Source organism: Xenorhabdus sp. KJ12.1, assembly GCF_963876495.1.
Taxonomy (GTDB): domain Bacteria; phylum Pseudomonadota; class Gammaproteobacteria; order Enterobacterales; family Enterobacteriaceae; genus Xenorhabdus; species Xenorhabdus stockiae.
The window spans coordinates 1-23,375 of record NZ_CAWNQH010000089.1; the positions used below are offsets into that span (position 1 = coordinate 1).

21 protein-coding genes and 3 pseudogenes are annotated in these 23,375 nt (G+C 41.3%); 9 read left to right on the forward strand and 15 right to left on the reverse strand.

Features of this window, described 5'->3' with window-relative positions; genetic code table 11:
* Together AACS92_RS16090 and AACS92_RS16095 are read left to right on the forward strand one after the other, a co-directional pair.
* A pseudogene (locus tag AACS92_RS16090) lies at positions 1–110 on the forward strand (IS982 family transposase); the annotation flags it as partial.
* A gap of 181 nt (positions 111–291) precedes the next feature.
* A complete protein-coding gene (locus tag AACS92_RS16095) occupies positions 292–558 on the forward strand; it encodes a hypothetical protein (protein ID WP_099111771.1) in 267 nt (88 codons plus the stop codon).
* Between the two features lie 191 nt (positions 559–749).
* On the opposite strand, the gene AACS92_RS16100 is transcribed toward AACS92_RS16095, so the two are convergent.
* The 6 genes and pseudogenes from AACS92_RS16100 to AACS92_RS16125 all read right to left on the reverse strand — a co-directional run bounded on the left by AACS92_RS16100 (position 750) and on the right by AACS92_RS16125 (position 4,968).
* Positions 750–1,178 carry an antiterminator Q family protein gene (locus AACS92_RS16100; protein WP_193757002.1) on the reverse strand — a complete coding sequence of 143 codons (429 nt, stop codon included), beginning with the start codon at positions 1,176–1,178 and terminating at the stop codon, positions 750–752.
* Positions 1,179–1,716: 538 nt separating this feature from the next.
* The gene (locus AACS92_RS16105) at positions 1,717–2,016 is read right to left on the reverse strand and encodes a phage baseplate plug family protein (protein WP_099111773.1); all 300 of its coding nucleotides are present in this window, start codon (positions 2,014–2,016) and stop codon (positions 1,717–1,719) included.
* Position 2,017: 1 nt separating this feature from the next.
* A pseudogene (locus AACS92_RS16110) lies at positions 2,018–2,669 on the reverse strand (phage baseplate protein).
* Positions 2,669–2,953, reverse strand: a complete 285-nt coding sequence (locus AACS92_RS16115; protein WP_099111774.1) for a hypothetical protein — start codon at positions 2,951–2,953, stop codon at positions 2,669–2,671. The pseudogene AACS92_RS16110 and the gene AACS92_RS16115 overlap by 1 nt, the downstream one beginning before the upstream one ends.
* A 27-nt stretch (positions 2,954–2,980) precedes the next feature.
* On the reverse strand, positions 2,981–3,559 hold the full coding sequence (locus tag AACS92_RS16120; protein ID WP_241538031.1) for a lytic transglycosylase domain-containing protein: 579 nt from the start codon (positions 3,557–3,559) through the stop codon (positions 2,981–2,983).
* Positions 3,526–4,968, reverse strand: a complete 1,443-nt coding sequence (locus AACS92_RS16125) for a lytic transglycosylase (protein WP_099111775.1) — start codon at positions 4,966–4,968, stop codon at positions 3,526–3,528. The genes AACS92_RS16120 and AACS92_RS16125 overlap by 34 nt, the downstream gene beginning before the upstream one ends.
* A 487-nt stretch (positions 4,969–5,455) precedes the next feature.
* Between AACS92_RS16125 and AACS92_RS16130 the strand changes: the two are divergent.
* Both AACS92_RS16130 and AACS92_RS16135 read left to right on the forward strand, forming a co-directional pair.
* Positions 5,456–6,340: pseudogene (locus AACS92_RS16130) on the forward strand (IS982 family transposase).
* A 320-nt stretch (positions 6,341–6,660) separates the two neighbouring features.
* Positions 6,661–8,250, forward strand: a complete 1,590-nt coding sequence (locus AACS92_RS16135; RefSeq protein WP_099111776.1) for an ATP-binding cassette domain-containing protein — start codon at positions 6,661–6,663, stop codon at positions 8,248–8,250.
* A 134-nt stretch (positions 8,251–8,384) separates the two neighbouring features.
* Here AACS92_RS16135 and AACS92_RS16140 read toward each other — a convergent pair whose 3' ends face one another.
* Together AACS92_RS16140 and AACS92_RS16145 are read right to left on the reverse strand one after the other, a co-directional pair.
* Positions 8,385–9,260 carry an EamA family transporter gene (locus AACS92_RS16140; RefSeq protein ID WP_099111777.1) on the reverse strand — a complete coding sequence of 292 codons (876 nt, stop codon included), beginning with the start codon at positions 9,258–9,260 and terminating at the stop codon, positions 8,385–8,387.
* A 32-nt stretch (positions 9,261–9,292) separates the two neighbouring features.
* A complete protein-coding gene (locus AACS92_RS16145) occupies positions 9,293–9,880 on the reverse strand; it encodes a TetR/AcrR family transcriptional regulator (RefSeq protein ID WP_099111778.1) in 588 nt (195 codons plus the stop codon).
* A gap of 135 nt (positions 9,881–10,015) precedes the next feature.
* Here AACS92_RS16145 and AACS92_RS16150 point away from each other — a divergent pair, with 135 nt between their 5' ends.
* A complete protein-coding gene (locus tag AACS92_RS16150) occupies positions 10,016–11,215 on the forward strand; it encodes an MFS transporter (RefSeq protein ID WP_099111779.1) in 1,200 nt (399 codons plus the stop codon).
* Between the two features lie 79 nt (positions 11,216–11,294).
* Here AACS92_RS16150 and AACS92_RS16155 read toward each other — a convergent pair whose 3' ends face one another.
* The 5 genes from AACS92_RS16155 to AACS92_RS16175 form a co-directional block, all read right to left on the reverse strand.
* A complete protein-coding gene (locus AACS92_RS16155) occupies positions 11,295–11,729 on the reverse strand; it encodes an NUDIX domain-containing protein (protein WP_099111780.1) in 435 nt (144 codons plus the stop codon).
* A gap of 16 nt (positions 11,730–11,745) precedes the next feature.
* On the reverse strand, positions 11,746–13,005 hold the full coding sequence (locus AACS92_RS16160; protein ID WP_099111781.1) for an adenylosuccinate synthase: 1,260 nt from the start codon (positions 13,003–13,005) through the stop codon (positions 11,746–11,748).
* Positions 13,006–13,206: 201 nt separating this feature from the next.
* Positions 13,207–13,866, reverse strand: coding sequence for an HAD family hydrolase (locus tag AACS92_RS16165; RefSeq protein WP_099111782.1), 660 nt, complete (start codon positions 13,864–13,866; stop codon positions 13,207–13,209).
* Between the two features lie 2 nt (positions 13,867–13,868).
* Positions 13,869–15,137, reverse strand: coding sequence for a hypothetical protein (locus AACS92_RS16170; RefSeq protein WP_099111783.1), 1,269 nt, complete (start codon positions 15,135–15,137; stop codon positions 13,869–13,871).
* Between the two features lie 2 nt (positions 15,138–15,139).
* A complete protein-coding gene (locus tag AACS92_RS16175; RefSeq protein WP_099111784.1) occupies positions 15,140–15,931 on the reverse strand; it encodes a HisA/HisF-related TIM barrel protein in 792 nt (263 codons plus the stop codon).
* Positions 15,932–16,487: 556 nt separating this feature from the next.
* On the opposite strand from AACS92_RS16175, the gene AACS92_RS16180 reads away from it, so the two are divergent.
* The 4 genes from AACS92_RS16180 (at position 16,488) to yegD (ending at position 21,436) form a co-directional block, all read left to right on the forward strand.
* Positions 16,488–17,684 carry an MFS transporter gene (locus AACS92_RS16180; RefSeq protein WP_193757005.1) on the forward strand — a complete coding sequence of 399 codons (1,197 nt, stop codon included), beginning with the start codon at positions 16,488–16,490 and terminating at the stop codon, positions 17,682–17,684.
* 179 nt (positions 17,685–17,863) lie between these two features.
* The gene (locus tag AACS92_RS16185; RefSeq protein WP_099111786.1) at positions 17,864–18,973 is read left to right on the forward strand and encodes an S-(hydroxymethyl)glutathione dehydrogenase/class III alcohol dehydrogenase; all 1,110 of its coding nucleotides are present in this window, start codon (positions 17,864–17,866) and stop codon (positions 18,971–18,973) included.
* Between the two features lie 41 nt (positions 18,974–19,014).
* The gene (fghA, locus tag AACS92_RS16190; RefSeq protein ID WP_099111787.1) at positions 19,015–19,866 is read left to right on the forward strand and encodes an S-formylglutathione hydrolase; all 852 of its coding nucleotides are present in this window, start codon (positions 19,015–19,017) and stop codon (positions 19,864–19,866) included.
* A 217-nt stretch (positions 19,867–20,083) separates the two neighbouring features.
* The gene (gene yegD / locus AACS92_RS16195; RefSeq protein WP_099111788.1) at positions 20,084–21,436 is read left to right on the forward strand and encodes a molecular chaperone; all 1,353 of its coding nucleotides are present in this window, start codon (positions 20,084–20,086) and stop codon (positions 21,434–21,436) included.
* Between the two features lie 90 nt (positions 21,437–21,526).
* Here the strand turns inward: yegD and AACS92_RS16200 are convergent, their stop codons facing one another.
* Together AACS92_RS16200 and AACS92_RS16205 are read right to left on the reverse strand one after the other, a co-directional pair.
* The gene (locus AACS92_RS16200; RefSeq protein ID WP_099111789.1) at positions 21,527–22,678 is read right to left on the reverse strand and encodes a tetratricopeptide repeat protein; all 1,152 of its coding nucleotides are present in this window, start codon (positions 22,676–22,678) and stop codon (positions 21,527–21,529) included.
* A gap of 36 nt (positions 22,679–22,714) precedes the next feature.
* The gene (locus AACS92_RS16205; RefSeq protein ID WP_099111790.1) at positions 22,715–23,230 is read right to left on the reverse strand and encodes a tetratricopeptide repeat protein; all 516 of its coding nucleotides are present in this window, start codon (positions 23,228–23,230) and stop codon (positions 22,715–22,717) included.
* Positions 23,231–23,375: the final 145 nt, after the last annotated feature.

Sequence of the window (23,375 nt, forward strand, 5' to 3'; positions counted from 1 at the left end):
CCGGTTTTTTGTTAACCATTTTAACGGGATTGATTGCTTACTGCCTTAAAGAGAAAAAGCCATCACTGAAAATTTTCTACTCAGAAGAAGATATTTCAGCAATAGCTTAAGCGGAATTGGGGTTATTATTACAACAGCCAACACGATCAGACCACTGAGTTTCATTATTGTTGTATTAATTGGGTAAAAAACAATAATGAAAATAGCTCCTATGAAATAGGGCTGTAATATCCCAATAAATATAAATCTTGTCATTTTAATATTTTACAAAATTAAAAAAGAGAGAATTATATGAAAATAACAAATTATTCAAATAAAGCAGTTTCTGTTTGTGTTAGCAGATGGAATAAAAGTGGTGAAACGAGTTGGTTCATTCTAAGACCAGGCATGGGTGACAATTGGGGTCGTAGCGGTTGGCGAGGTTTTATAATGGGTGTTTCTAAAAATGGAAAAGATGATTTTTATTATATATTCGAAGATAGCAATGTCCTTATTTATGAAGATTACATTGAGGATTTTGGTAGAAAAATAAAACCGGCAACAGACCGCTATTATTAAAAAACAACAATTATTGATGTGTTATATAGTGAATCTGTTCGCTACTAATACTATATGTTAAATAAAAAAGGCAATGTTGGCACTTTAATATAAGTAAGCATTGCCTTAATTTTCTGTTCAAATTTATCCACTTAACTTATAAGCGGGTGGAACCGTTCGCACAGGTATACGGGCAGTGGATAGGCTTTTTACTATAGGGCGTTTAATACTGAACTGGACACATTCTCCCTGTTACCGTGGAAGCCATAGATTAGGTCTATTTCCAAGGGTTCATCAAGTACCTCAAGACACCCTAAGATAAAACTTTCAGCCACCAGCATTCGCTTTCTAACTTCACTTTCACTGAGCTTGAACTTACGGCCTATGGCTCTTTTCGACATGCCGCTAACGTAGTGGTGCTCGATAAAATCACACTCCTGAGCCATACCAACGTTGCGTAGCTTGGCGACACAGCTATCTATGATCATGCCGTCCTCGTCACTGCACGACAGCTTATTGTTACCGGTATAAGTCACCGCGTTTTTAAACCCGGCGGATACTGACTTCCAACCAATGTTAACTTTGCCTTGCACTACCCACCCGCCCCAATGCAATAGTATTTTCTGCATATCTCTGTGCATGATCTTTTATCCGCCTTTATTGTACTAGATAACTAGTACATATTAGCATCGGTTGGGGGTATAAGAAATAGATGCTCCAACTTTTGGACCATGCTGATTTGAAAGGGCTTTTACTCTGATGGCTCAGTTCTGAGCCATGATCCAACTTTGGATGATATTGATTTAAAAGGGATTTTTAATTCTAGCGAATCGCTAGAATTAAACTTTATTAATAGGTTGCCGGGGAAGTGCTCATCTAGTTGGCTAACGGGCAAGGGATAATGATCGCGTTTTTGCTTCATGAGTAGAAACAAAGAGTTATCTTTAGTTATGATGGTTATTTTTTCAACTATCAATATAACCTACTGATTTATTTTAATTATACCGATTCGTTAGAATTGAAAAGCCCCTCGCTTTTAACTGCCGGGATATCGGTAGTTTCCCCGGCATAAGAGACTTATCTATTTGATAGTGTTCGTAACGCAAGTTTGCTTTACGGATAACTGTTTGATTTTAATCATGAGGCGGGTTTTGGATCATGGTCAATTTCTTGACCATCTCAAGAAGATAAAAAATATAGCCGCTTGGTATCGCCTAAGCCTTCTCCGCTCGTCTCATTACCGTCTTTGCAAACAAAAACCAGCGCGCCATTAAAGCCCAAGCTCTGGTATGATTCCAGAATATCTACGCCAGAAACTAGCGGTGTCCCTAATACCATCGGCTCGCTATTCGGGTGCATAATATCTAATACCCAACCCGCAACGCCCCTGTACTGTATACGCATTCTATACGCTATGCCGCCTAACTGAATATCAAATACTTGGTTTCCTGCGAGCAAAGGTATCTCTACAACGTTCATTTCAGCCTCCTGTGATCTGCTTTCCAATCCTAGACAACGCGCCACCTAAAAAATCATCTAATGCCTCATATCCCGCATTTAACAAAGAATTATTCTTATCGATTGTTATTGTCGTTACCGTTCCCCGGTCAAGTGTTGGCTGAGCTTCTAAGGGTGCAGTTCTTGCTACCCGTGGAACTTTTATACCCTCAACTATTGCCGTATCGACGATAATTACTTCATGCAGGGTCAATGTGACCATCAGGACATTTTCAGAGGTTTTATCCGTTACTACTTAAATTGCCCGGATCAGCATGTTTCTATATCGGCGCTTTCCTGTGAGAACGTCAAACGGCTCTTTAGAGGCTTTTAGTTTAAGCAGTTGTTCATAAATTTCTTTGGGGCTTCTACCCAATATTTCTTCGGTATTAAAATCAAATATCTTAGTAGGCGTATCAAAGCCGTCAATTAACGACCCCACCACCAGCAAAGCCCAACTCCATTGTGACCTCTGACGGCTTATCATAGGCATGATCACTAATAGCTGCGCCGTATTGCACCGGATGTTCGGTAATCTCTGCTGAGTCTTGGTGCTTTTCCGATATCACGACACTCGGTATTATCATTCCGATTCTTCGCGTATTCTGAAAAAACAACGTGGATAAAATATCCATTAGCTCACCTTCGTTTGTAGGTTGCGTACCAATATGGCATTTGTGCGCTGTACTGTTTCTCCGGTTAACGCAGCGGTTTCAAGAGGTGATGATGTTCCGCTCACATTGATGTTATAGACCGGTGCAATGGTTGTTTGATTCTGTGCCAGTGAAGAGGCTGCACGTAGGTATTCTGGCGTATAACTGCTATGACTCAGCATGTTCATGATATTCGGCATGGCGTTCTCAATCATCCGGGGATCCATATCAAACCCTTTATTACCGGGTTTAGGTGCTCTTGCCATATGACCTTTAACACGAGGCAGGAAGTTTCAAGTTTCCTTCGGTAAGTTATTGATGCCCTTTTCAAGCACGTACCTGATCCCCCAATTATACCCTGCCAGCGCCTTATCCAAGTTGCCATTAGTCTGTTTCAATAGGTTGCTGAGCATTCTGGCTGCGGCTTCCGCAGATTTATACGGGTTGAAAACATCATCGCCCTTTAACCCATACTGCTTAGCTGTACCCGGCATAAATTGGAACATACCCAGAGCTATACCTGATGCGGTTGGTTTACCTCTCGCATTAGGATCGCCTGACGATTCAGTCATAGCGACACCGTGCAGTAGCCCCGGAGGTAAGCCATGCTTCTTCTCCAACATAGCAAAGTGCCCTGCCATTGATTCGAGCAGTGGCTTTCCTTTCAACGATGTTTTGTTTGCAAATTTGTCATCAAGAATTTTATTGGCTGCATCCATTGTAAGTTCTTTGCGCTGAACTTTGAGCCGTAATTGGTCAATATAAGGATCGCCTGTCGGAATATCTATCGTTGTATCTGTGAAGCGAAATCCGTTGTTCTGAGTAGCCGATTTATTTTCTATGCGTAGTGCCTGACCAATACCCCCATCCAATCATTTAACTGGTTATTCAAAGAGAAATACCACTCTTTTACCGCATCGTTGTGGCGCTCTCCGGTTTTACTCCCTATCGTGTTTGTTTCCTGTTTATTTTTCTCGCTGCCATTCCACGCTAGTTTGAGTTCTTCCCAGGCTAAGGTAAAATCACCGTTGTTAAGGTGATTTAACGCAGCTACTAGGTGCGAGAGCATTTCACTTAATCCACCTAGACTTTTCAACAGGCTTTCGAACTCAAACTTTAATGACCATTGCTCCGGGTCAATACCAAACAAATCCATTATTTGGATACCTAGCTCTTTAAATTCCCTTGTTAATTCGGTAACTCCCGTTTTGACTTTCTTAAGCATCCCTTCCCATTTACCCCAATCGAAAAAACTATTTTTCTTTTCTTTCCAGCTCTGATAATCGTCATAGAGCAAAAATAATGCTGCCAGTAGCGCAGTGATCATGCCAATAGGGGAAAATAAGAACTTCTGGTTCAGCGCCCACCAAGCAACAGCAATTGCCCCAAAGGCTTTAATCAGATTCTGGCTCCCGTCATCCAACCTCTGCCACCAGCCGATAATATCCTGTATGCCTTGCGCACCTCGATAGACCAACTGACCTAATATGTCTGCCATTGTCATAATGGCTTTTGCCACTGACATAATGACTTTTTCAGTGGTCGGCCAGTTCGTTAGTATGAGTTTGGTGAACTTCTCCACACTCGGTGTCAGTATCCGGGCAAGTTCACCGCCGATCTTGTCTTTCGCTGAACCCGTTACCATCTTGAGCTGGTACATTTGGGTCATAAAGTTGTTGGCGTGTTTGGCAGCAAGCGCTGGGTCATATCCCAACTGCTTGATGACCTTCTTGTAGTCCGCCGCATAGCCCCCCACCCCACGGCGCATGGCAAGCATGGTATTCTCATCAATACCAAGCATACTGGCGTACTGATTGGCCCTAAACGATGGCATCCCTGACAACCGTTCTCCCACCAGCGCGACTAACGAAGCGGTATCCCTGAGCTGTCCATTAGTATCACGGGTCTGAATCCCCATATTGCGCAGGAAGCCTTCGCCACCCGGATTGTTACGCAGGAACCGGGCCACATTCTCAAGAGACGAGTTCAGCCCCTCGACTGTGCCACCCGCCTGAGACACGGCATACCCAAAGGCTTTAATCTGCTCTGCCGTACCGCCGGTGCGCTGTGCCTGCCAGTAGAGTTTATCTAACCCACTGGCAACCTGCGTCGTAAAGCCCACGACTGCCAGTGCTGCGCCTTCCACGGCAGCACCCAGCTTTAAAGCATTGGCGGTGACGCCTGACAGCACTGCACTGAATTTTTTTGAGTCAGACTTTTTGATATCAAATCCAAGCGATATCAAAAACTCTTTAATTACATCTGCGTTAGTGTTGCTCATCACGTTGCCTTAGATTAACGGTATTTTCCCTCTATAGCGGCTATGGCTTTTATATAAAAGGGGTACCGGCTTGTAGCCAAAATACCATCTGATATAAGTAAGTTCCTGTAGATAAAATATACCAGATTACCCAGAATAAGCGCGCAGAGTTTAGGTTAATGAAAGTTAGATCAAACCCTTTAGCATCAAGAATTACGGTGGTAGTGGTTACTAACAAACACCTTTAACTACAGATAACTACAGACCAAAAAAACATCAGTCAGAATCTGGTATTAAATCGTATGGAATGGTTTATCGGGATAACTTGGCGGGTGGGGTATTTGCGTTAGGGCTAAAAGCACAAAGCAGGGCTTTTTTCTAATGCGTTGCCACAGGTAAGAGGGTGTTCAGATATTTAACCTGAGCTTCGCTTAAGAAGGGAACTAAAGTGCCTGAGGCACGATCAAAGTTTTTGCTAAAGAAAACAAAATCGTGGAGATCCTCAGGCATGTATAATTTAGAAGAACTTTACTGCTGCGTCGATGACTTTTGTCAAAAATTTATCCCTCTCTGGCATCAACAACTCATTGAAAACGGATTACGTAAACGACACCGCGAAGCGTCCCTTGCTCTCAGCGAAATCATGATGATCCTCATTTTATTCCATATGAGCCATTATCGTGATTTTAAAACGTTTTATAATGAACATGTAAAACAATACATTATCCACGACTTTCCCGGATTAGTCAGTTATATCCGTATGCTTACCCTGAAGAAAAGGACGCTTATCCCTTTATGCGCTTTTCTGTCGTCACGTAAGGTAACAACTCAAGGGATCGCTTTTATTGATTCCACGAGTTTGCGCGTTTGTCATAACATCCGTATTCCTCGTCATAAGGTCTTTCAGGGCATAGCGCAACGCGGAAAAACCTCAATGGGATGGTTCTATGGGTTCAAATTACACCTGATTATTAACCATCTGGGCGAAATTTTAGCGCTTAAAGTGACCCCGGGTAATGTGGATGATAGGGAGCCTGTACGCGAATTATCAAAAGATCTCACGGGTTCTCTTTACAGCGACAAAGGATATCTGAGTCAGGAATTGGCGGATGATTTAGCTAAAACGGATATCACCTTTATCACGAAAAAGCGCCGCAACATGAAAGCGCTTGCACTGGCTGAGTGGGATAAGGTTATGCTTAAAAAGCGTTTTATCATTGAAACGATTAATGGACAATTAAAAAACGGCTCTCAATGAGAACATTCTCGTCACCGAAGTATAACCGGTTTTTTGTTAACCATTTTAACGGGATTGATTGCTTACTGCCTTAAAGAGAAAAAGCCATCACTGAAAATTTTCTACTCAGAAGAAGATATTTCAGTAATAGCTTAAGCGGAATTGGGGTTAATTATAGCTCAGTCCGCTAGCTTCTATAACTATGTGAACAGCAAGTGAATACTAGAGAATACTACTGTTCACTTAATTTTTCCTTTTAAATTATATATATATAGTATTTGTGAACACTGTGAACAGTTATATATATAATAGTTTTTTGTTTTTTGAATAAATTTTTTTAAAGTAAGTGCTTTTGTACTAATCTACTCCCTGCCAGAAAATTAAAAGAAGAGTGGCAAAAATATTTGGGGGTATATCTGGGGGTACTATTTAAATAAATTAAATAAAAACATATCGTTATATGGGGATGAGTAATCATGCAATATGAAGGTCAACCATTAATCGAAGCAAAAAAAATAGCCCATCAATTTTCGGGTGAACTCAAACCACTATTTTCCGATATTGATATTACTCTGCATACAGGGCAACACGCACTGATAGGCCGTAATGGTATTGGTAAATCCTGGTTAGCATCAATACTGGCAAAACAAACTCCACCATCGGAAGGAAGTGTCAAACATTTTTGTGATGTGGGTTATCTGTCACAAGGCCTGTCTGCTTTTACAGGTAGTTCAGCCAACATATTCGGACTCACTGATATTATCAATGCCAATGAACGTATTCTTGCTGGTATTGGTGAAGCCGCAGATTTTGATGTTATGGAAGGAAACTGGGATTGGCAATTTCAGATCGAATCTTTACTGGCAGAAGGTGAACTGGCTCCAGAGATATTAAACCAGCCCTTTAATTTACTCAGCGGAGGAGAACAAACACGACTTCGGCTACTGTCTCTCAAAAAACAGGGAGCCGGCTTTATGATTCTGGATGAACCAAGTAATCACCTTGATAGACAGGGGCGTCTCTGGTTAGCCCAATGGTTGGCAACTTTCAACGGTGGCATTTTACTGGTTACACATGATACGAAACTCTTACAGCATGTTTCCGTTGTTTATGAGCTTGGCGGGTTAGGATTATCACGTAGCATTGGTGGTTGGGAAACATGGCTGGACAGTAAAGAACAGCTAAGATTAGGTATACAGCGCGAGGTGGATCAGACCAGAAAAAACCTCAAGCAAGCCATACGGGATAAACAAAGAGATCGAGAAAAATCTGATAAAAGGCAGAGTCAGGGGAAACAACGTAGGGAAAATGCTAATCAAGCTAAAATTCTGCTGGATCGCGCATTGGACCGCTCTGAATCCACGTTGTCACGGCTGGCAAAACAGAATGAAGAAAGGCTACAGCGCAGTTCTTCCTTAGCAGCTGATGCCAGAGCAAAACTCGACATTATCGATCCGCTGTCAATTGCTGTTGCAACGCCTCAGTCAGCAACGCCTCCATTACTTTATTTACAGGATGTCATTTTACCCTTTGGATCAGACGCCCCTATCAGCTTGACCATCAATAACGGTGACCGCCTCGCTATCACAGGAAAAAATGGCAGTGGAAAATCGACTTTACTGAAAGTCATGACTGGCTCACTGGCACCAAAACTGGGCACTTGTCGCATCACCTCCTCACATCGCTTAATGGATCAGCATTTCTCATTCCTCGATAAAACCCAGTCAGCTTTGTATAACTTTCAATTACAGTCACCAGGCTGGACGGAAGATCGTTATCGTACTCGGCTGGCGCAACTGCGTATGCGAGGTGAAGAGGCTCTAAAACCTGTCGGTTATCTAAGTGGAGGAGAACAACTGAAAGTCGCCCTTGCCTGTTTATTTTGTGGGCCTTCAGCACCAGCACTTCTGCTGTTAGATGAACCTGATAATCATCTGGATATTGAATCCCGTGAGTTACTCCAGAAAGCACTACATTATTACACTGGTGCTATGGTATTAATTTCTCATGATGATCAATTTATTGAGAGTATAGGTAATATGCAGGAACTCATACTGGGAGATTAATCTGACAATGTGATTTTATGCGCTACTATAAATATATAGAAATCATTTAAATATAAATTGCTAGTGTAATAATTGTATTCCCCGAAAATTGGGGAATACAAAATGAAGATAAGCTATCCCGAAAACCAGATTATTCATGCTCGAGTTTTTTTCACTAATTTATTCCCATATAGAGATATGGCCAGTCCAATCAAAATAAAAACACATGCAATTATTTTTTCATTGCTCATCACTTCACCAAAAATAACTGCACTTCCAATAAAACCAAAAACCGGAACCAATAAAGACAACGGAGCAACTTTAGAAACAGGATATTTATTCAACAATAAATTCCATATCCAATATCCTATTAAAGTTGTAAGATAGGCTTGGAATAGAATTGAAAATATAGCAGTCACATTCAAATTTTCAACAAAATTAGATAACACCGTAGAACCATTAATTGCATACCCCATAAGAAATAGAGGTAAAGGGGAGAAAACACATGACCAGACTAAAAAACCAAATATATTTTTCCCACCTGATTTTTTTACAATAATATTAGCGACACTCCAGTTCACAGCGCCAAATAGTATTACAATCACACCTAAATAGGTAATTGAGCCATCAGTTAAAGCCATAATAAACCCTAAACCAATAACTGACAGTATAAAACCTATTATTTGATGAAAATGAATGCGCTCTTTGAGAAAGAAATACCCCATTGCGATAGTAATAAATGAACTAAATTGTAACAATAGAGAGGAAACACCTGCAGAAACTCCCATTTTGACACCCAGATTCACCATTCCCCATAGACCCACACCAAAGATTAGTCCATATAACCCAACAATTTTCATTGGCACATCAGGTCGACGAATAAAGAATACAGCTGGTAAGGCACATAATAAGAAACGTAATCCAGCTAATAAGAATGGATCTAGCGTATTTAACCCTAACTTAATAACACTAAAATTTAATCCCCATACCCCGGTTACTGCTATGGCTAGCAGTAAATCTGATAATTTCATATTTATATCCATGTATTAAAATAGTTATAGAATCAATCACATTTCAAACCATCAAGTAATAAATCAAAAGCAGGAATTATTTTTTCAAGTTTAGCTTTTTGGTCTGTATCATCAGCAATCCACAAAGCGGCTTCAACTAAGCTTCCATTTATTAGGCAAGCCAAAGATTCGGCATCAACATCTTTTATTTTCTTCTCAAGAATCATTTTTTCCAGTAGTTTTTTCATTGATGAAACACAGTAAGATTGAGATTCTCTGAATTGATCGCCAAGAATAATTTTCGAATCTCTTAATACGATTTGTTGGAATTCCCGATTAAGTGACATTGTTAAATAAGCCCGACATCTATCACGAAATCCAGTCCATGAATCTTTTGCGTTATCAGATATCGACTGGAGATGTTGATCCATCTCTGAATCGATTTGTTCCACTACAGCCATTAATAAGCCTTTTTTATCACCGAAATGGTGATATAAAGCACCACGTGTAAGACCAGCCTTAGCCGTAAAATCATCCATTGAAGTATTAGCATAACCTAAAGAGCCAAAGGCATTGCGCGCAGCAGCCAATAATTTGCTACGTGTCTCTTCTATCATTTCTGTGCGGGTTCGCCGGGCCATTTATCCTTCCGTTAATATGTAATTTACAACTCATTGACATACGCTGCGTATGCTGGCATGTTAATTTTACATACGTATCGTATGTTTGTTGGCAACCTAACTTTTATGCAACCAATTATCACAATGAGAAGCAATATGAGCAATCCTTATAGTGAGTTATTCAAAGCATCTGGTGCAGCAAGATTTTCTTTGGCGGGTTTTATAGCTCGTATGCCACTTCCTATGACCGGAATTGGCATCATAGTCATGTTATCACAGCTAAGTAGTAGCTACGGATTAGCAGGATCAGTATCAGCAATTTTTGTATTAACCTATGCACTGATATCCCCACAAATTTCTCGCTTAGCAGACCATCGTGGACAATATATTGTCCTACCCATTGCTACAACTATAAGCGTTTTGGGTATATTAGCCCTTTTAGTCTGTGCGTACTGGCAGGCACCTATCTGGACATTATTTTTATGTTCTGCTCTGGCTGGTTTTATGCCCAGTATGTCGGCAATGGTACGTGCCCGTTGGACAGCTATCTATCGTGGGCAACCTCAACTGCAAACCGCATATTCCCTCGAAACAGTATTTGATGAAATATCATTCATTATTGGCCCACCTATATCAATTGGCCTGAGCGTAGCCCTTTTCCCACAAGCCGGGCCTCTAGTGGCCGCTCTTCTGCTAGCTATAGGTGTATGTTTATTTGTGATGTTTCGCAGGACAGAACCTCCTATTGAAATTCCAAAAACCACCAGAGAAACAAACAGTTCAATTATTAAAATATCTGGCGTATGGGTTTTATCATTACTGTTTATTTTTATGGGGATTATTGTCGGAACTGTTGATATAGCGAGTGTTGCTTTTGCCAAAGAATTAGGGTGTCCGGTAGCAGCCAGTTTAGTGTTATCAGCTTATGCTGTAGGCTCTTGCCTTGCCGGATTGATATTTGGTGCAGTTAAACTGAAAACGCCATTATACAAACTATTTCTTATAGGCGGGTTAGGCACTGCTTTAACTACCGTTCCTTTTTTAATGGTTAACAGTATTTCCGGCTTAGCTTTCACTGTTTTCATGGCGGGTTTATTCTTTGCACCAACAATGATCATCTCGATGGCATTAATTGAAAAAATAGTTCCGGAGAAACGATTAACGGAAGGGTTCACCTGGTTGCTTTCCGGTCTCAATACTGGTGCCGCTTTAGGTGCAACTGCTGCAGGACAGTTTGTCGATATATATGGCTCTCATGGTGGATTTATCGTGTCTTTGATTGCCGGAATAGGGATTATTATAGCCACATATTATGGTTATTTTACACTGACTAACTCAAAAGAAAGCATTCAATAAAAGCACATGCTCTTATAAATGATAAAAGGTGCTCGCTGTAAAGCGAGCAATATTAGAATAGAAAATTTACAGAGACAAGTTATGAGTTTTCCCTCATTTCTATAATCTCAATCGACCTGTCAAAGCGTAAATGTTCATCAAGAGCCATGGGAATTAGCCAGCGTAAATTGTAGATAACATTATCAGGTAATGATTGTGCTTCATAAATATTAACAATTTCTTTTTCAACAGATTTTGCAGAATAAACCCTGTCATCATACGTATAGAGAAAATTCACTTGATAAGCATCAGGACGGGTTAGCACAGTAAATAATTTCCATTCTTCAGGCTGAGTATTAATTCCTGCTTCCTCAGCAAATTCCCTTGCCATTGCCTGTTGAGGCGTTTCACCTATTTCTATTTTTCCGCCGATACCATTGAGCTGCCCTTTCTGCCAGCTAGGTTGTAATTTAGAAATAAGAGCAACATGCTTCTTATCTTCAGAAAACATAAAACCAGTCACATAGTGAATCATTATCTTCCTTTCCTCATTACTGCACTATTAATGTTTGTTCTCTATCAGGCCCATGTGAAATATATTTAATTGGGACTCCAGCATAATCCTGAATAAAATTCAGAAAATCAATTAGTTCAGCAGGCAGCTCTGTAAAGTGAGTATACGATGCCTTCAGCTCTCCCCAGCCTTTAAAGGCCTTATAGACAGGTTTAACTTTCTCAAGCTGCAATAAGGCGTTATCACAGCAAACCGGTTTATTATCAATTTCATATGCAATAGCTACCTTTATTTCATCCAACCCTGCTAAAACATCAGTATTAGTTATTGCCAGTTCTGTTACCCCGTTAAGTTTTACCGCATGCTTGATCAAGCATAGATCCAGCCAGCCACAGCGCCTTGGCCTTTTGGAAACAGTACCATACTCGTTTCCACGTTCCCGGATATAATCAGCCTGTTCAGCCTGTAGTTCTGTCGGGAACGGGCCATTACCGACCCGGATCATATAGGCCTTCATCACACCGACAATATGCATTTTCTGCGCAGGTATACCAATCATGGCAAAACAGGTTTGAACCAGAGTCTGATACGCTACAGTATAAGGGTACGTACCAAAACTGTTATCCAAAAAAGTGGCTTGTGATGTTTCAAGTAAGATATCTTCTCCCGCATTCAATAAGTCACGGATGGCTTCATTAGTAAATGTAAAATAAGGCTCGATCTTTCTTCCATATTGATGCGTTATTTCTAACATTTCCTCAAAATCTAAAGTCGAATTATCATTAAAAACGTGGTTGATTTGTTTTTCCCTGATGCCCCAAAGAAATTCTAATTTGCTTCTGAGTTTTTCTTTATCCAGAGTATCAATAAGCCGAATTCCATGCCGGTTCGATTTATCTTCAACACAGGCACCAACACCTACTCCTACAGATCCTATTTTATTCTTACCCTTATACTTTTCAGATGCTTTATTTAATTCTGCATGTAATGGCAAGACAATATGGCATCGGGGATCAATTGAGATGCTGGAGTTAATATTTTCTCTTTTTATAAACTCAATTTCTTTCACAAGTACCGGAAGGCTAATTAATGCGCCCTGACAAATATAGAGATTCTTTTTATTAAGTGATGCCGGTAATTGAGAAAAAGACCCTCTCACATTTCCATATTGTACACAATGGCCTGCATTAGCTCCCCCATTAAATCTGGCAATGTTATTTACACCACCAGATAAGTAATCAACAAATTTACCCTTTCCTTCATCTCCAAATTGAAGCCCAACTACAGATATTAACATACGTGCGCATCTCCCATTTATAAATAGTTTTTTAAATGGTGTTTTCTTTTATATTTTAATAAAAAACAACTTTAATGGTTTATATTATTCCGCTATTTACACAAAAGCATTAACAGCTTCATTTAAAAAAACAATAAAGAATACGTCATTTAAAATGATAGTAATAATAAAAATAATTTATTTCAGTGGATTAATATTTTCTTATTTACTGACTAAGTAATCAGCCATTAATAAAGCCTCATTTAATGTATCAACAACAGGTACACCTGCAGCTTCAAGGCTTAAACGACTATGCGTTCCACCAGTGTAAAGAATGGCATGAGTACCTGCGGCTAATGCTGCAATGGCATCATCGGTTGCGTCACCAATCACAACGCTCTTTTCAGGAGCGATATTGATCTTTTTAATATGGTTAGCTAATTGTTCCGACTTTCCGGTAGTCAATAACGGTGTATTTCTGCCATCAACGTGGGTAAAAAATTTAGTAATACCGTGGTTATTAATCATCGGAACTAATTCTTCATGCTGCATCAGTGAACATAGTGATTGGGTCGCTCCTGACTGATAGCGGGCAGCCAGCAGATCACTCACTCCTTCGGCTAAATTTGCTTTTTGTATACCGGGCCGATAATGGGTATTAAATGTTTTTCCTATGATTGACCATTCAGCAGAGGATGGTTCGCGTCCAATAACCTGCTTATAGAAAATTTGCACTGGTACACAATAATATTCCCGATATTGTTCCAGCGTCAGTGGTTCAATACCAATTTCTGCAAGTGCTAAATTTGTTGCGCTGACTGAGACACTAACATCATTCAGTAGTGTGCCATTCCAGTCCCAAATAATATGTGCTGTTGCCATAATCAATTAACTTCCTTAGCTGTATTTGCCTGTTCCGAACGATTTGCTCCAAACTCACAGTTGCGGGATAAACATTCAGGGCATTGCTGCGCAATATCTCTAAATGCATCAATGGGTTGGTCACAATCCATTTTTTGGGGAGATACCAGAGTCGATAAAAAACCCAGTAATTCAGGTGCCCACGTGGAATCTGTCAGGGTGTCATACAAAACAGACAATAAACTGTATGAATAGCTAACCCAATCCGCTGTAGTTGTATAGGAATGGGTTGTATGGGGCTGTTTACCTTCATCAGTTAAGAGCTGATTAACTAAATGATTCAGAACTTTATGATGCCTGAAACACCAAGGGGTCAGTACATCTAAAAATTCAGGGCTGAATACACGATCAGAATATCCATACACACGGGTACGCAAGAGTTTTTCCCAATGTAATTCAGTCGCCCGTAGCTTTGGTCTTATTCTTGTCTGAGTTATAACCAGATCCCTGACCTGTCGTAAGGTATCCCCAGTTCCACAATTATCATCAATAATCGAAATAGAATTCTTGGATGGGATGTTACGTCCCCAGATATGATGACTATTACTACATGCATCATCATAGCGGGAAACTTTCACTAAATTGAGTTCACTATTCCATGCTGCGGCCGTTACTGCCGCTGTCGCTGCACCGCCTAACATCACCCCGATAACGGAAGAGTCAGGGCATACATCTATTTGCGCAGCAGCCAGTGTTAACAGGTGATTATCTCCCTCGATATATGTTCTTGGTACCTGATGCCCAGTACCAGCCGGAAGTTTCAAGTTTTGAAGTAAGGAAGGAGAAAAACTGGATTTTCTTCCCGTTAGTGTTGAACAGATAATTTCAGCACACGCCTTCACACCATCAATAAAAGGTATAATGTCTTCATTAGTAATTTGTGGAACACCTAATAAGCTGTCGATAATACGTAACAATTTCACCAAGCAATGATCAGCTAATATATATTTTGAAGGTACTGCGCATTGTTTATCTGTGCACTGCAATTTAGTGATGATGTCTGCATAATATTTTATTGTTGCCAATAACTCATCACAGGTTTTGGGCTCGTAATAAGCAAAACCTCGGGAACTGAGGAAATTCTGTTTCTTCGAGACGACTCCCGGAAGCTCCATAACTTCTTTCATCAGATGACTTGTTCCGCAGACACCGCGTAAATCACCTAATAAACCAACAGCACGCAGGTCTAAAATTGATGGAATAACTGAAGAAGGTGAAAGAAACTCAGACATATTTAACCTCTTTGAGCTTGCGCTTTTGGTGTTCGAGTTGCGGCAATTGCTTCTTCAAGTGGCACTTTACCGATATGTAGCGCCTGACCAAGAATGGCACCTTCAACACCCTGATCATACATATCGGCTAAAACACGCAGGTCATCTATGCTTGAGACTCCACCACCAGCAATGACCGGCGATGAGGTTTTTGCGCATACTTCACTCAGTAGTGTAAAATTGGGGGAACTCATCATGCCGCCCCGTTCAACATCAGTGACGACATAACGCTGGCATCCCTGTCTTTCCAGATCTTCAAGAATATCCCAAAGCTTGCCGTTGTTGACATTCCACCCATGGGTTGCCAGTTGATAACCTTCCGGTGTACTCCTTACATCCAACGCAATAGCAATCTTATCGCCATATTCACCAATAGCTCTGGCACACCATTCCGGGTTTTCTAATACAGCGGTTCCTAAATTTACCCGCTGGCATCCGGTTGCCAATACCCGGCTCAAGATCTCTTCATTTCTGATACCGCCACAGACTTGTACATTAATATCGACCGCCTCGATAACATCAGCAATCAAATGACTGTTTGAACCTCGGCCTGACGCCGCATCCAGATCAACTACATGTATCCATTTTGCTCCGGCATTTTGCCAGGCCAACGCGACTTCTGCCGGAGTACCTAAAGGCCGCCGTAATGTTGCACTTTCACCACGAGTTAGACGAATTGCAGAATTTGATGTCATCGCTATTCCATCGACAATATCAACAGAAGGGAATACCTCGAACGTTTTCGTACCTATCATTTACCCACCTGATTTATTACAAATATATTTCCGAAGCTTAATAACAAAAATCATTAATGTGATTACTACTCATTGCTGAATAAACAACGTTCATCCTGAATAACCAATGATATTCACATTAGTTTATATTAATAATTTCGGTTAACCATTTCAAAAACTCATAATAAGAAAAAGAAATGACTTTTCAATAAAGTTATTTTGTTACGCACTTTTATTTTTTTATAGCAAACAAATAAAATAAAGACAGAAATAAAAACCAACAAACAAAAATAAACATTCACTCTATCCAGTCATTATCTTGTTATCAGAATAAAATTCTTAACATGGCATATTCAATGGATTTCAGATTACGTTGAACAGGAAAAAAACGAATCCATTCAGCATAGATAACTCCCTATTTATAACCATAGTAACCAAAGGGATGAACAGAGCTAACAAAGAATAAACTTGAAATACGAAGGCTATATTTACTATAAATTAGTTAATAACCATATCAATTATAAAAATACATTTATTAAAAATAATTATTTTTATGAGGAAAAACATGGCGAGAAAAATGGAAGGAAATAATAAAAAAGAGAAACTATCTCTGGGAATTATTCTAATACTAGCGATGGCACTACCTATGCTAATTCTTTACGCGTGTGGAGCACTAGCACCTTTTATTCTAAGAGAAGGAATAATTGATCGTGAACTCTTGGGAGGATTTACACTGGCAGCATTTGGTGTGGCAGCCATTTTATCTTTATTTGCTGGGCAATGGGTGAAAAAGTGGGGCGTTCGCTGGGCGGGAATTATCTTATTTCTATCTACTGGAGGGGCATTTACAGTATTAATTCTGGCAAACCATCCTTGGTTAATGATGTTAGCAATAGCGATTTGCGGCATTGCACAAGCGTTATCAAATCCAATGACTAACCAAGCGATTGCATCTCAGGTTGCTCCAGAAAACAAATCATTCATGGTGGGATTGAAGCAATCCGGTGTTCAAATAGCCGCACTAGCAGCAGGGTCAGTTTTACCATTGATTGCTACACAATCGGGTTGGAAAGCGGCATTAGGTTCAATAATTCCATTATGTTTATTGATGGCACTTTTAGTCTATGTTCATAATTGGTCTTCTAAAATAACTATTTATCTAACAAAACCCAGAACATCAATAAAACACCGGAATTCAGCACAGTTAAATATGATAAGTATGCTGATGTTAATGCAGGGCTGTGTTGGTGTTGTCTTATCCGCTTTTATTACTCAAGTCCCAATCTTTGCTGTTCAACTGGGGATGTCTTTGGAACAGGCAGCATTTCTTATCACGTTATTTGGATTAATCGGCTGGTGTTCCCGTTTATTTCTGACACCTCTGGCAAATAGATTCAAGCAGGAATCTGATTTATTGGCATTACTATTTATATTTGCATTCCTGGCCTTAATTGCAACGTTCAATGCAACCCATCAAAATCTCTGGTTAATTTATGTCGGAGTGATAGGAATTGGCTGTACCCTTGTAGCAACCAACGCTCTGGCTATGGCTATGCTCATACAGCACGAATGTTTTGGAGATATTCCCATAGCCTCAGGAAGAGTATCCTCTGCATTTTTTGGTGGACTGGCATTAGGTGCATTATGTTTCCAGTGGATCACCACTTATTTCGAAACAATACACTCGGGTATGATATTTATGCTCATGCTCTTGAGCCTCAGTTTTATTTCAGTGCTCCGTTTGCGCTGGGGTTTATCGCAACAAAGCGATTAAACAGTACATGATGATTATCACTCACAATCAGGTAAACTGAATGCAATATCGTTCATAATTTTCATCAGGCGCAGTCAATTGATGAGCAAATTTGCGATACAACTTTTTCTGTGTGCGCCATAGCCATATGCGCACTACCTCACCTTTACTTTTTTTATCTCATCAAAAAGAGGGATGTTATGAAATCACGTGCTGCCGTTGCCTTTGGGCCAAACAGACCACTCGAAATTGTTGAAATTGATGTAGCACCACCGAAAGCCGGTGAAGTATTGATTAAAGTCAGCCATACCGGTGTTTGCCATACAGATGCTTTTACACTTTCAGGTGATGACCCCGAAGGTTTATTCCCTGTTGTGCTCGGACACGAAGGCGCTGGAGTCGTTATTGAAGTTGGTGAAGGCGTTACCAGTGTTAAACCCGGCGATCATGTCATTCCATTGTATACCGCTGAATGTGGTCAATGTGATTTTTGCCAGTCCGGTAAAACTAACCTCTGTATTGCCGTTCGCGATACTCAGGGAAAAGGTCTTATGCCTGATGGAACAACCCGCTTTTCCTACAACGGCCAACCTGTTTATCACTATATGGGATGTTCCACATTCAGCGAATATACCGTTGTAGCCGAGGTTTCACTGGCAAAAATCAACCCGGAAGCAAATCATGAACATGTTTGCCTGTTAGGTTGTGGCGTAACAACAGGTATCGGTGCTGTACATAATACGGCTAAAGTTCAGCCCGGGGATTCTGTGGCTGTTTTCGGGCTGGGTGGTATCGGGCTTGCCGTCCTTCAGGGAGCACGTCAGGCCAAAGCAGGCCGTATTATTGCTATTGATACCAACCCGACTAAGTTTGAATTAGCCAGACAATTTGGTGCTACAGATTGCATCAATCCCAACGATCATGACAAACCTATTCAGCAGGTTATTCTGGATATGACGAAATGGGGAGTTGACCATACTTTCGAATGTATTGGTAACGTCAACGTCATGCGTGCAGCGCTTGAAAGTGCTCATCGTGGCTGGGGTCAGTCAGTCATTATCGGTGTTGCAGGTGCCGGACAGGAGATTTCTACTCGCCCATTCCAGCTTGTTACCGGTCGGACATGGAAAGGAACAGCCTTTGGTGGTGTCAAAGGACGCAGCCAGCTACCGGGCATGGTTGAAGATGCAATGAAGGGTGAAATTGAGTTGGAACCTTTCGTGACACATAAAATGCCGCTGGAAGATATCAATGAAGCCTTTGAACTGATGCATGAAGGTAAATCTATCCGGACGGTAATTCACTACTAATTGTCCCGTCTCCACTTTCTACCGTTTTAGAGAGAAAAGTAATGGAAAGAATTGAACATCACGCATCCTTTGGCGGATGGCAGGATGTCTACCAACATGAATCCAGCACTCTGAATTGTCAGATGAAGTTTTCTGTTTTTCTGCCGCCTCAGATAAAAGACAAGAAATTACCGGTATTGTACTGGCTCTCCGGCTTAACCTGTACTGAGCAGAATTTCATTACCAAAGCCGGAGCTCAGCGTTATGCCTCAGAACATGGCATCGTTATCGTTGTTCCGGATACTAGTCCGCGAGGCGATGATATTCCTGACGATCCTGCTTACGATCTTGGAAAAGGGGCCGGGTTTTATATCAATGCGCTAAAACAGCCCTGGGCAGCGCATTATCAGATGTATGATTACATTGTTTCAGAGCTACCTGAGTTAATCGAGAAGCAGTTTAATGTTAACGATATACGGGCCATCAGTGGGCACTCTATGGGTGGACATGGCGCATTGGTTATTGCGTTGAGAAACTCGGAACGTTATTGCAGTGTGTCGGCATTTGCGCCAATTGTAGCCCCGAGTCAGGTTCCGTGGGGAGAAAAAGCGTTTTCGGCTTATCTGGGCGAAGACCGATCGCTATGGAAACAATATGATACGGTAGAATTAATTAAAAATGGTGAAGTAAAAGTACAATTACCACTTTTAATTGAGCAAGGAACGGGTGATGATTTTCTTAATCGCGAGTTGCGCCCCGACTTATTACTGAATGCCTGTAATGAAGAAAATTACCCGATAACCATCAACTTTCGTCAGGGTTATGATCACAACTACTATTTCATTGCCAGCTTTATTGAGGAGCATATTGCCTATCATGCCGGGGCAATGCAAAAACAGGCTGAAAGGCAATAAACTTTAACGCCATATCATCTACCTTTCCTGAAAACGGCAGATACTCACTGTCTTTCTGATACTAAACTGGTTTCCAGAATATATTTCAGCTTACTGGAAACCAGCCTGACAAAAACCATCCAGATAATCTTATCGAAGTCACTCGCCTTTGAATTTAATTTGCGATAGCATCTGCGCCCTTTTTACAATTTTTCGACAATTGAAGATGAGGAAACCTATGTTCATCGGTTTCGACTATGGCACATCAAATTGCGCAGTAGCAGAAATGATCGGAAATACGCCACAGCTGATCGCTATTGAAAATGAAAATTTTTATATGCCTTCTGCACTGGCAGCACCAACCCGAGAATCAGTTTCTGAGCACTTGTTCCGCCACAGAAATATCAGCCCGGGTTCTCCAGTCGGTGAGCAGTTACTCCGCAGCGCAATTACGGCAAATCGTGAGGAAGGTATCGATCTTTTACCTGAAGATATCGTATTCGGTCAGGCTGCATTGACACGATATCTGGAAGATCCTCAGGATACTTATTACGTCAAATCACCAAAATCTTTCCTCGGTGCTATGGGGCTAAGAGAAGTGCAAATCAGCTTTTTCGAAGATCTGGTTTGCGCCATGATGTCCAACATCAAGCAGCAGGTAGAAAGCAAAACCCAGCAATGTGTTGAAGAAGTCGTTATTGGGCGGCCGGTTAACTTTCACGGACGTGGTGGTGAAAAATCGAACCAGCAAGCCGAATTCATTCTGTTACAGGCAGCAAAACGAGCAGGCTTTCGTAATATAGAATTCCAGTTTGAGCCTGTCGCGGCGGGACTGGAATATGAATCCACCCTGACTGAAAATAAAGTCGTTTTAGTCGTTGATATTGGCGGCGGAACAACAGACTGTTCGCTCATTCAGATGGGGCCGGACTGGTGTGGTAAATCCGAACGTAGTGACAGTTTACTGGCGCACACCGGTCAACGTGTTGGCGGTAACGATCTGGATATCAATCTGACGTTTAAACAACTGATGCACCCTTTTGGCTTAGGCAGTAAATTTGCCTCAGGTATTGATATGCCGCTCACTCAGTTCTGGAATCCGATTGCCATCAATGACGTGCAGGCACAAAAAGAGTTTTACTCTCGCCAGAACCTGGCCGCATTAAAATCTTTACACCGAGATGCACAAGAGCCGGAAAAACTGGCACGGTTACTGAAAGTTCACCACGAAACACTGGGATACAGTCTGGTACGCAGCGCTGAAGAAGCGAAAATCGCACTGTCAAATAACAGTGAATATCGTGCTCAATTAAATTTATTATCAGAAATTATTGAAATCGATATTCAGCGCGATCAAATGATAACCGCTATCGAATCTACAAAAAATAAAATGACCAGACTCGTCAGCGAGGCAGTGACTCAAGGCGGCATTCAGCCGGATGTCATTTTTATGACCGGTGGTTCAGCCAGTTCTCCTATTCTGCGTCAGGCGGTTGAGCAGGTATTACCGGAAGTGCTTCTGGTCAGTGGTAATTACTTTGGGTCTGTGACGACAGGCCTGGCGCGCTGGGCGAAAGCTTGTTTTTCTTGATATTACGAACCCGTTAATACTTCACTGTTTTGAACTCCCCCGTTCAATATGACGGGGGAGTTTATTGGCTTGTATACAGGATCAACAATTTTATTTGAGTTTATCTTTCATATCCTGAATTTTGATATCTAAATCGATAAGTCCGTTATCAAACGCTTTCTGATACCATTCAAGTGCTTTTTTCTCATCTTTCGGGACAACCTCACCCAATTCGTAAATTACCCCCAGATTTCTCTGAGCTAAAGCCGACAGAGACTCTTCAGCATTCAGATACCACCCCATGGCCTTATTGTGATTTTTTTCTACCCAATTGCCGGTCCAGTAAAGATGACCAATATTTTCTGAGGCCTGAAGGTTCTTTTGCAGAGATGCTTTTGAAAACCATCCCATTGCTATCCAGCCACTTTTTTCGACTCCCAGCCCTTCCATGTATAAATAACCCAGCGCATTCTGCGCGTTAGCATCTTCCTGTTTAGCCGCTTTTTCATACCATTTGTGGGCTAATTTATAATTCTGGTACACGCCGGTACCAGTTCGGTAATAATCGCCCAATTTTACTTGTGATTCGGCATCGCCCTGTTTAGCCGCTTCAGCATACCATTTTGCTGAGTTGGAATAGTTGCTCTGCCCGTTATATCCTTCAGCATAAATCTGGCCCAATATCTTTTGAGCATAGAGATCTCCCTTTTCTGCGGCTTTAACGTACCAACTAATGGCATCAGCATAATCTTGTGGTACACCTAATCCATTAAAGTACATATAACCTAAATTAGCCTGCGCAATCGCCTTTCCCCGTTCAGCAGAGCGAATATTCCATTTGTATATATCGCTATCACCCAGCCCGACATCTAATTCTTCAAGGTAAAGAGCGACAATATTTGACTGTGCATCATAATTCCCCTGTTTAGCTGCTTTGAGAAACCATATGGCCGCTTCTTTGGCGTTCTGTGTTACTCCGAGTCCCTTATGATAAAGAGAAGCCAGATAATATTGTGCCCCTGCATCCCCTTGATTAGCCGCTTTCCTATACCATTTAGCAGCTTCTTTATAATCCTGCGGAACATCTAATCCTTTTTCATACAATCGCCCGGTTTTAAATTGCGCTTGCGTATTACCATCGTTCGCTAATCGTAAGCAGGCTGAAAAAGCGCCTTCTTCTATCTGGCAGGGATCCTGTGGTTTACATGCTGTGGTTAATACGCTGAAAACCAGAAAAAAGCTGATACAGAGTAATCGTTCCATGTTGTTGTTCCTGATTGATTATTGTGGAGAGCTTCGTTATTTCCTGAGTTTTTTCATTAATATTTCCACTTTCTTCCCGACACCTGCCGCTCCGTTTTCCTGCGCTTTTTGATACCAGCCAAGTGCTTTTTCATGATCCTGTGGCACAATTAGGCCTTGTTCATAAATGCGTCCCAGATTTAATTGTGCAGTAGCATCACCTTGTTCAGCCGCTTTGAGAAACCAGGCTATCGCTTTTTTACCGTCTTTTTTGACACCATCACCATTCAGGTAAAGTACACCGATATTATTCGCTGCCAATGTGGAGTTTTGATCTGCTGCCTTCAATAACCATTTCATTGCAGTCTTGCTATTTTTTTGAACGCCGATACCATCCATGTAGAAATAACCGATATTAACCTGTGAACTGATGTCTCCTTGCTCAGCCGCTTTCAGATACCACTCAGCCGATTTTTTATAATCTTGTTGCACTCCTAACCCTGATGCGTAATATTCACCCATCACAGCCTGCGCATCAGAGTCTCCTTGCTTAGTACTACAGTCGTGATCCATATTGTGTCATGATGACTCTCTATCTTCCTAACACCAAGGGAGGTGCCCTATGACCTCACCTGTCAACCTCTGGGAACAGGAGCTACGGGGCGTGCATTCCCGTCTGGCTCCGCTGTTTCACTCTGTCGGCTCTCAACACCGTTGT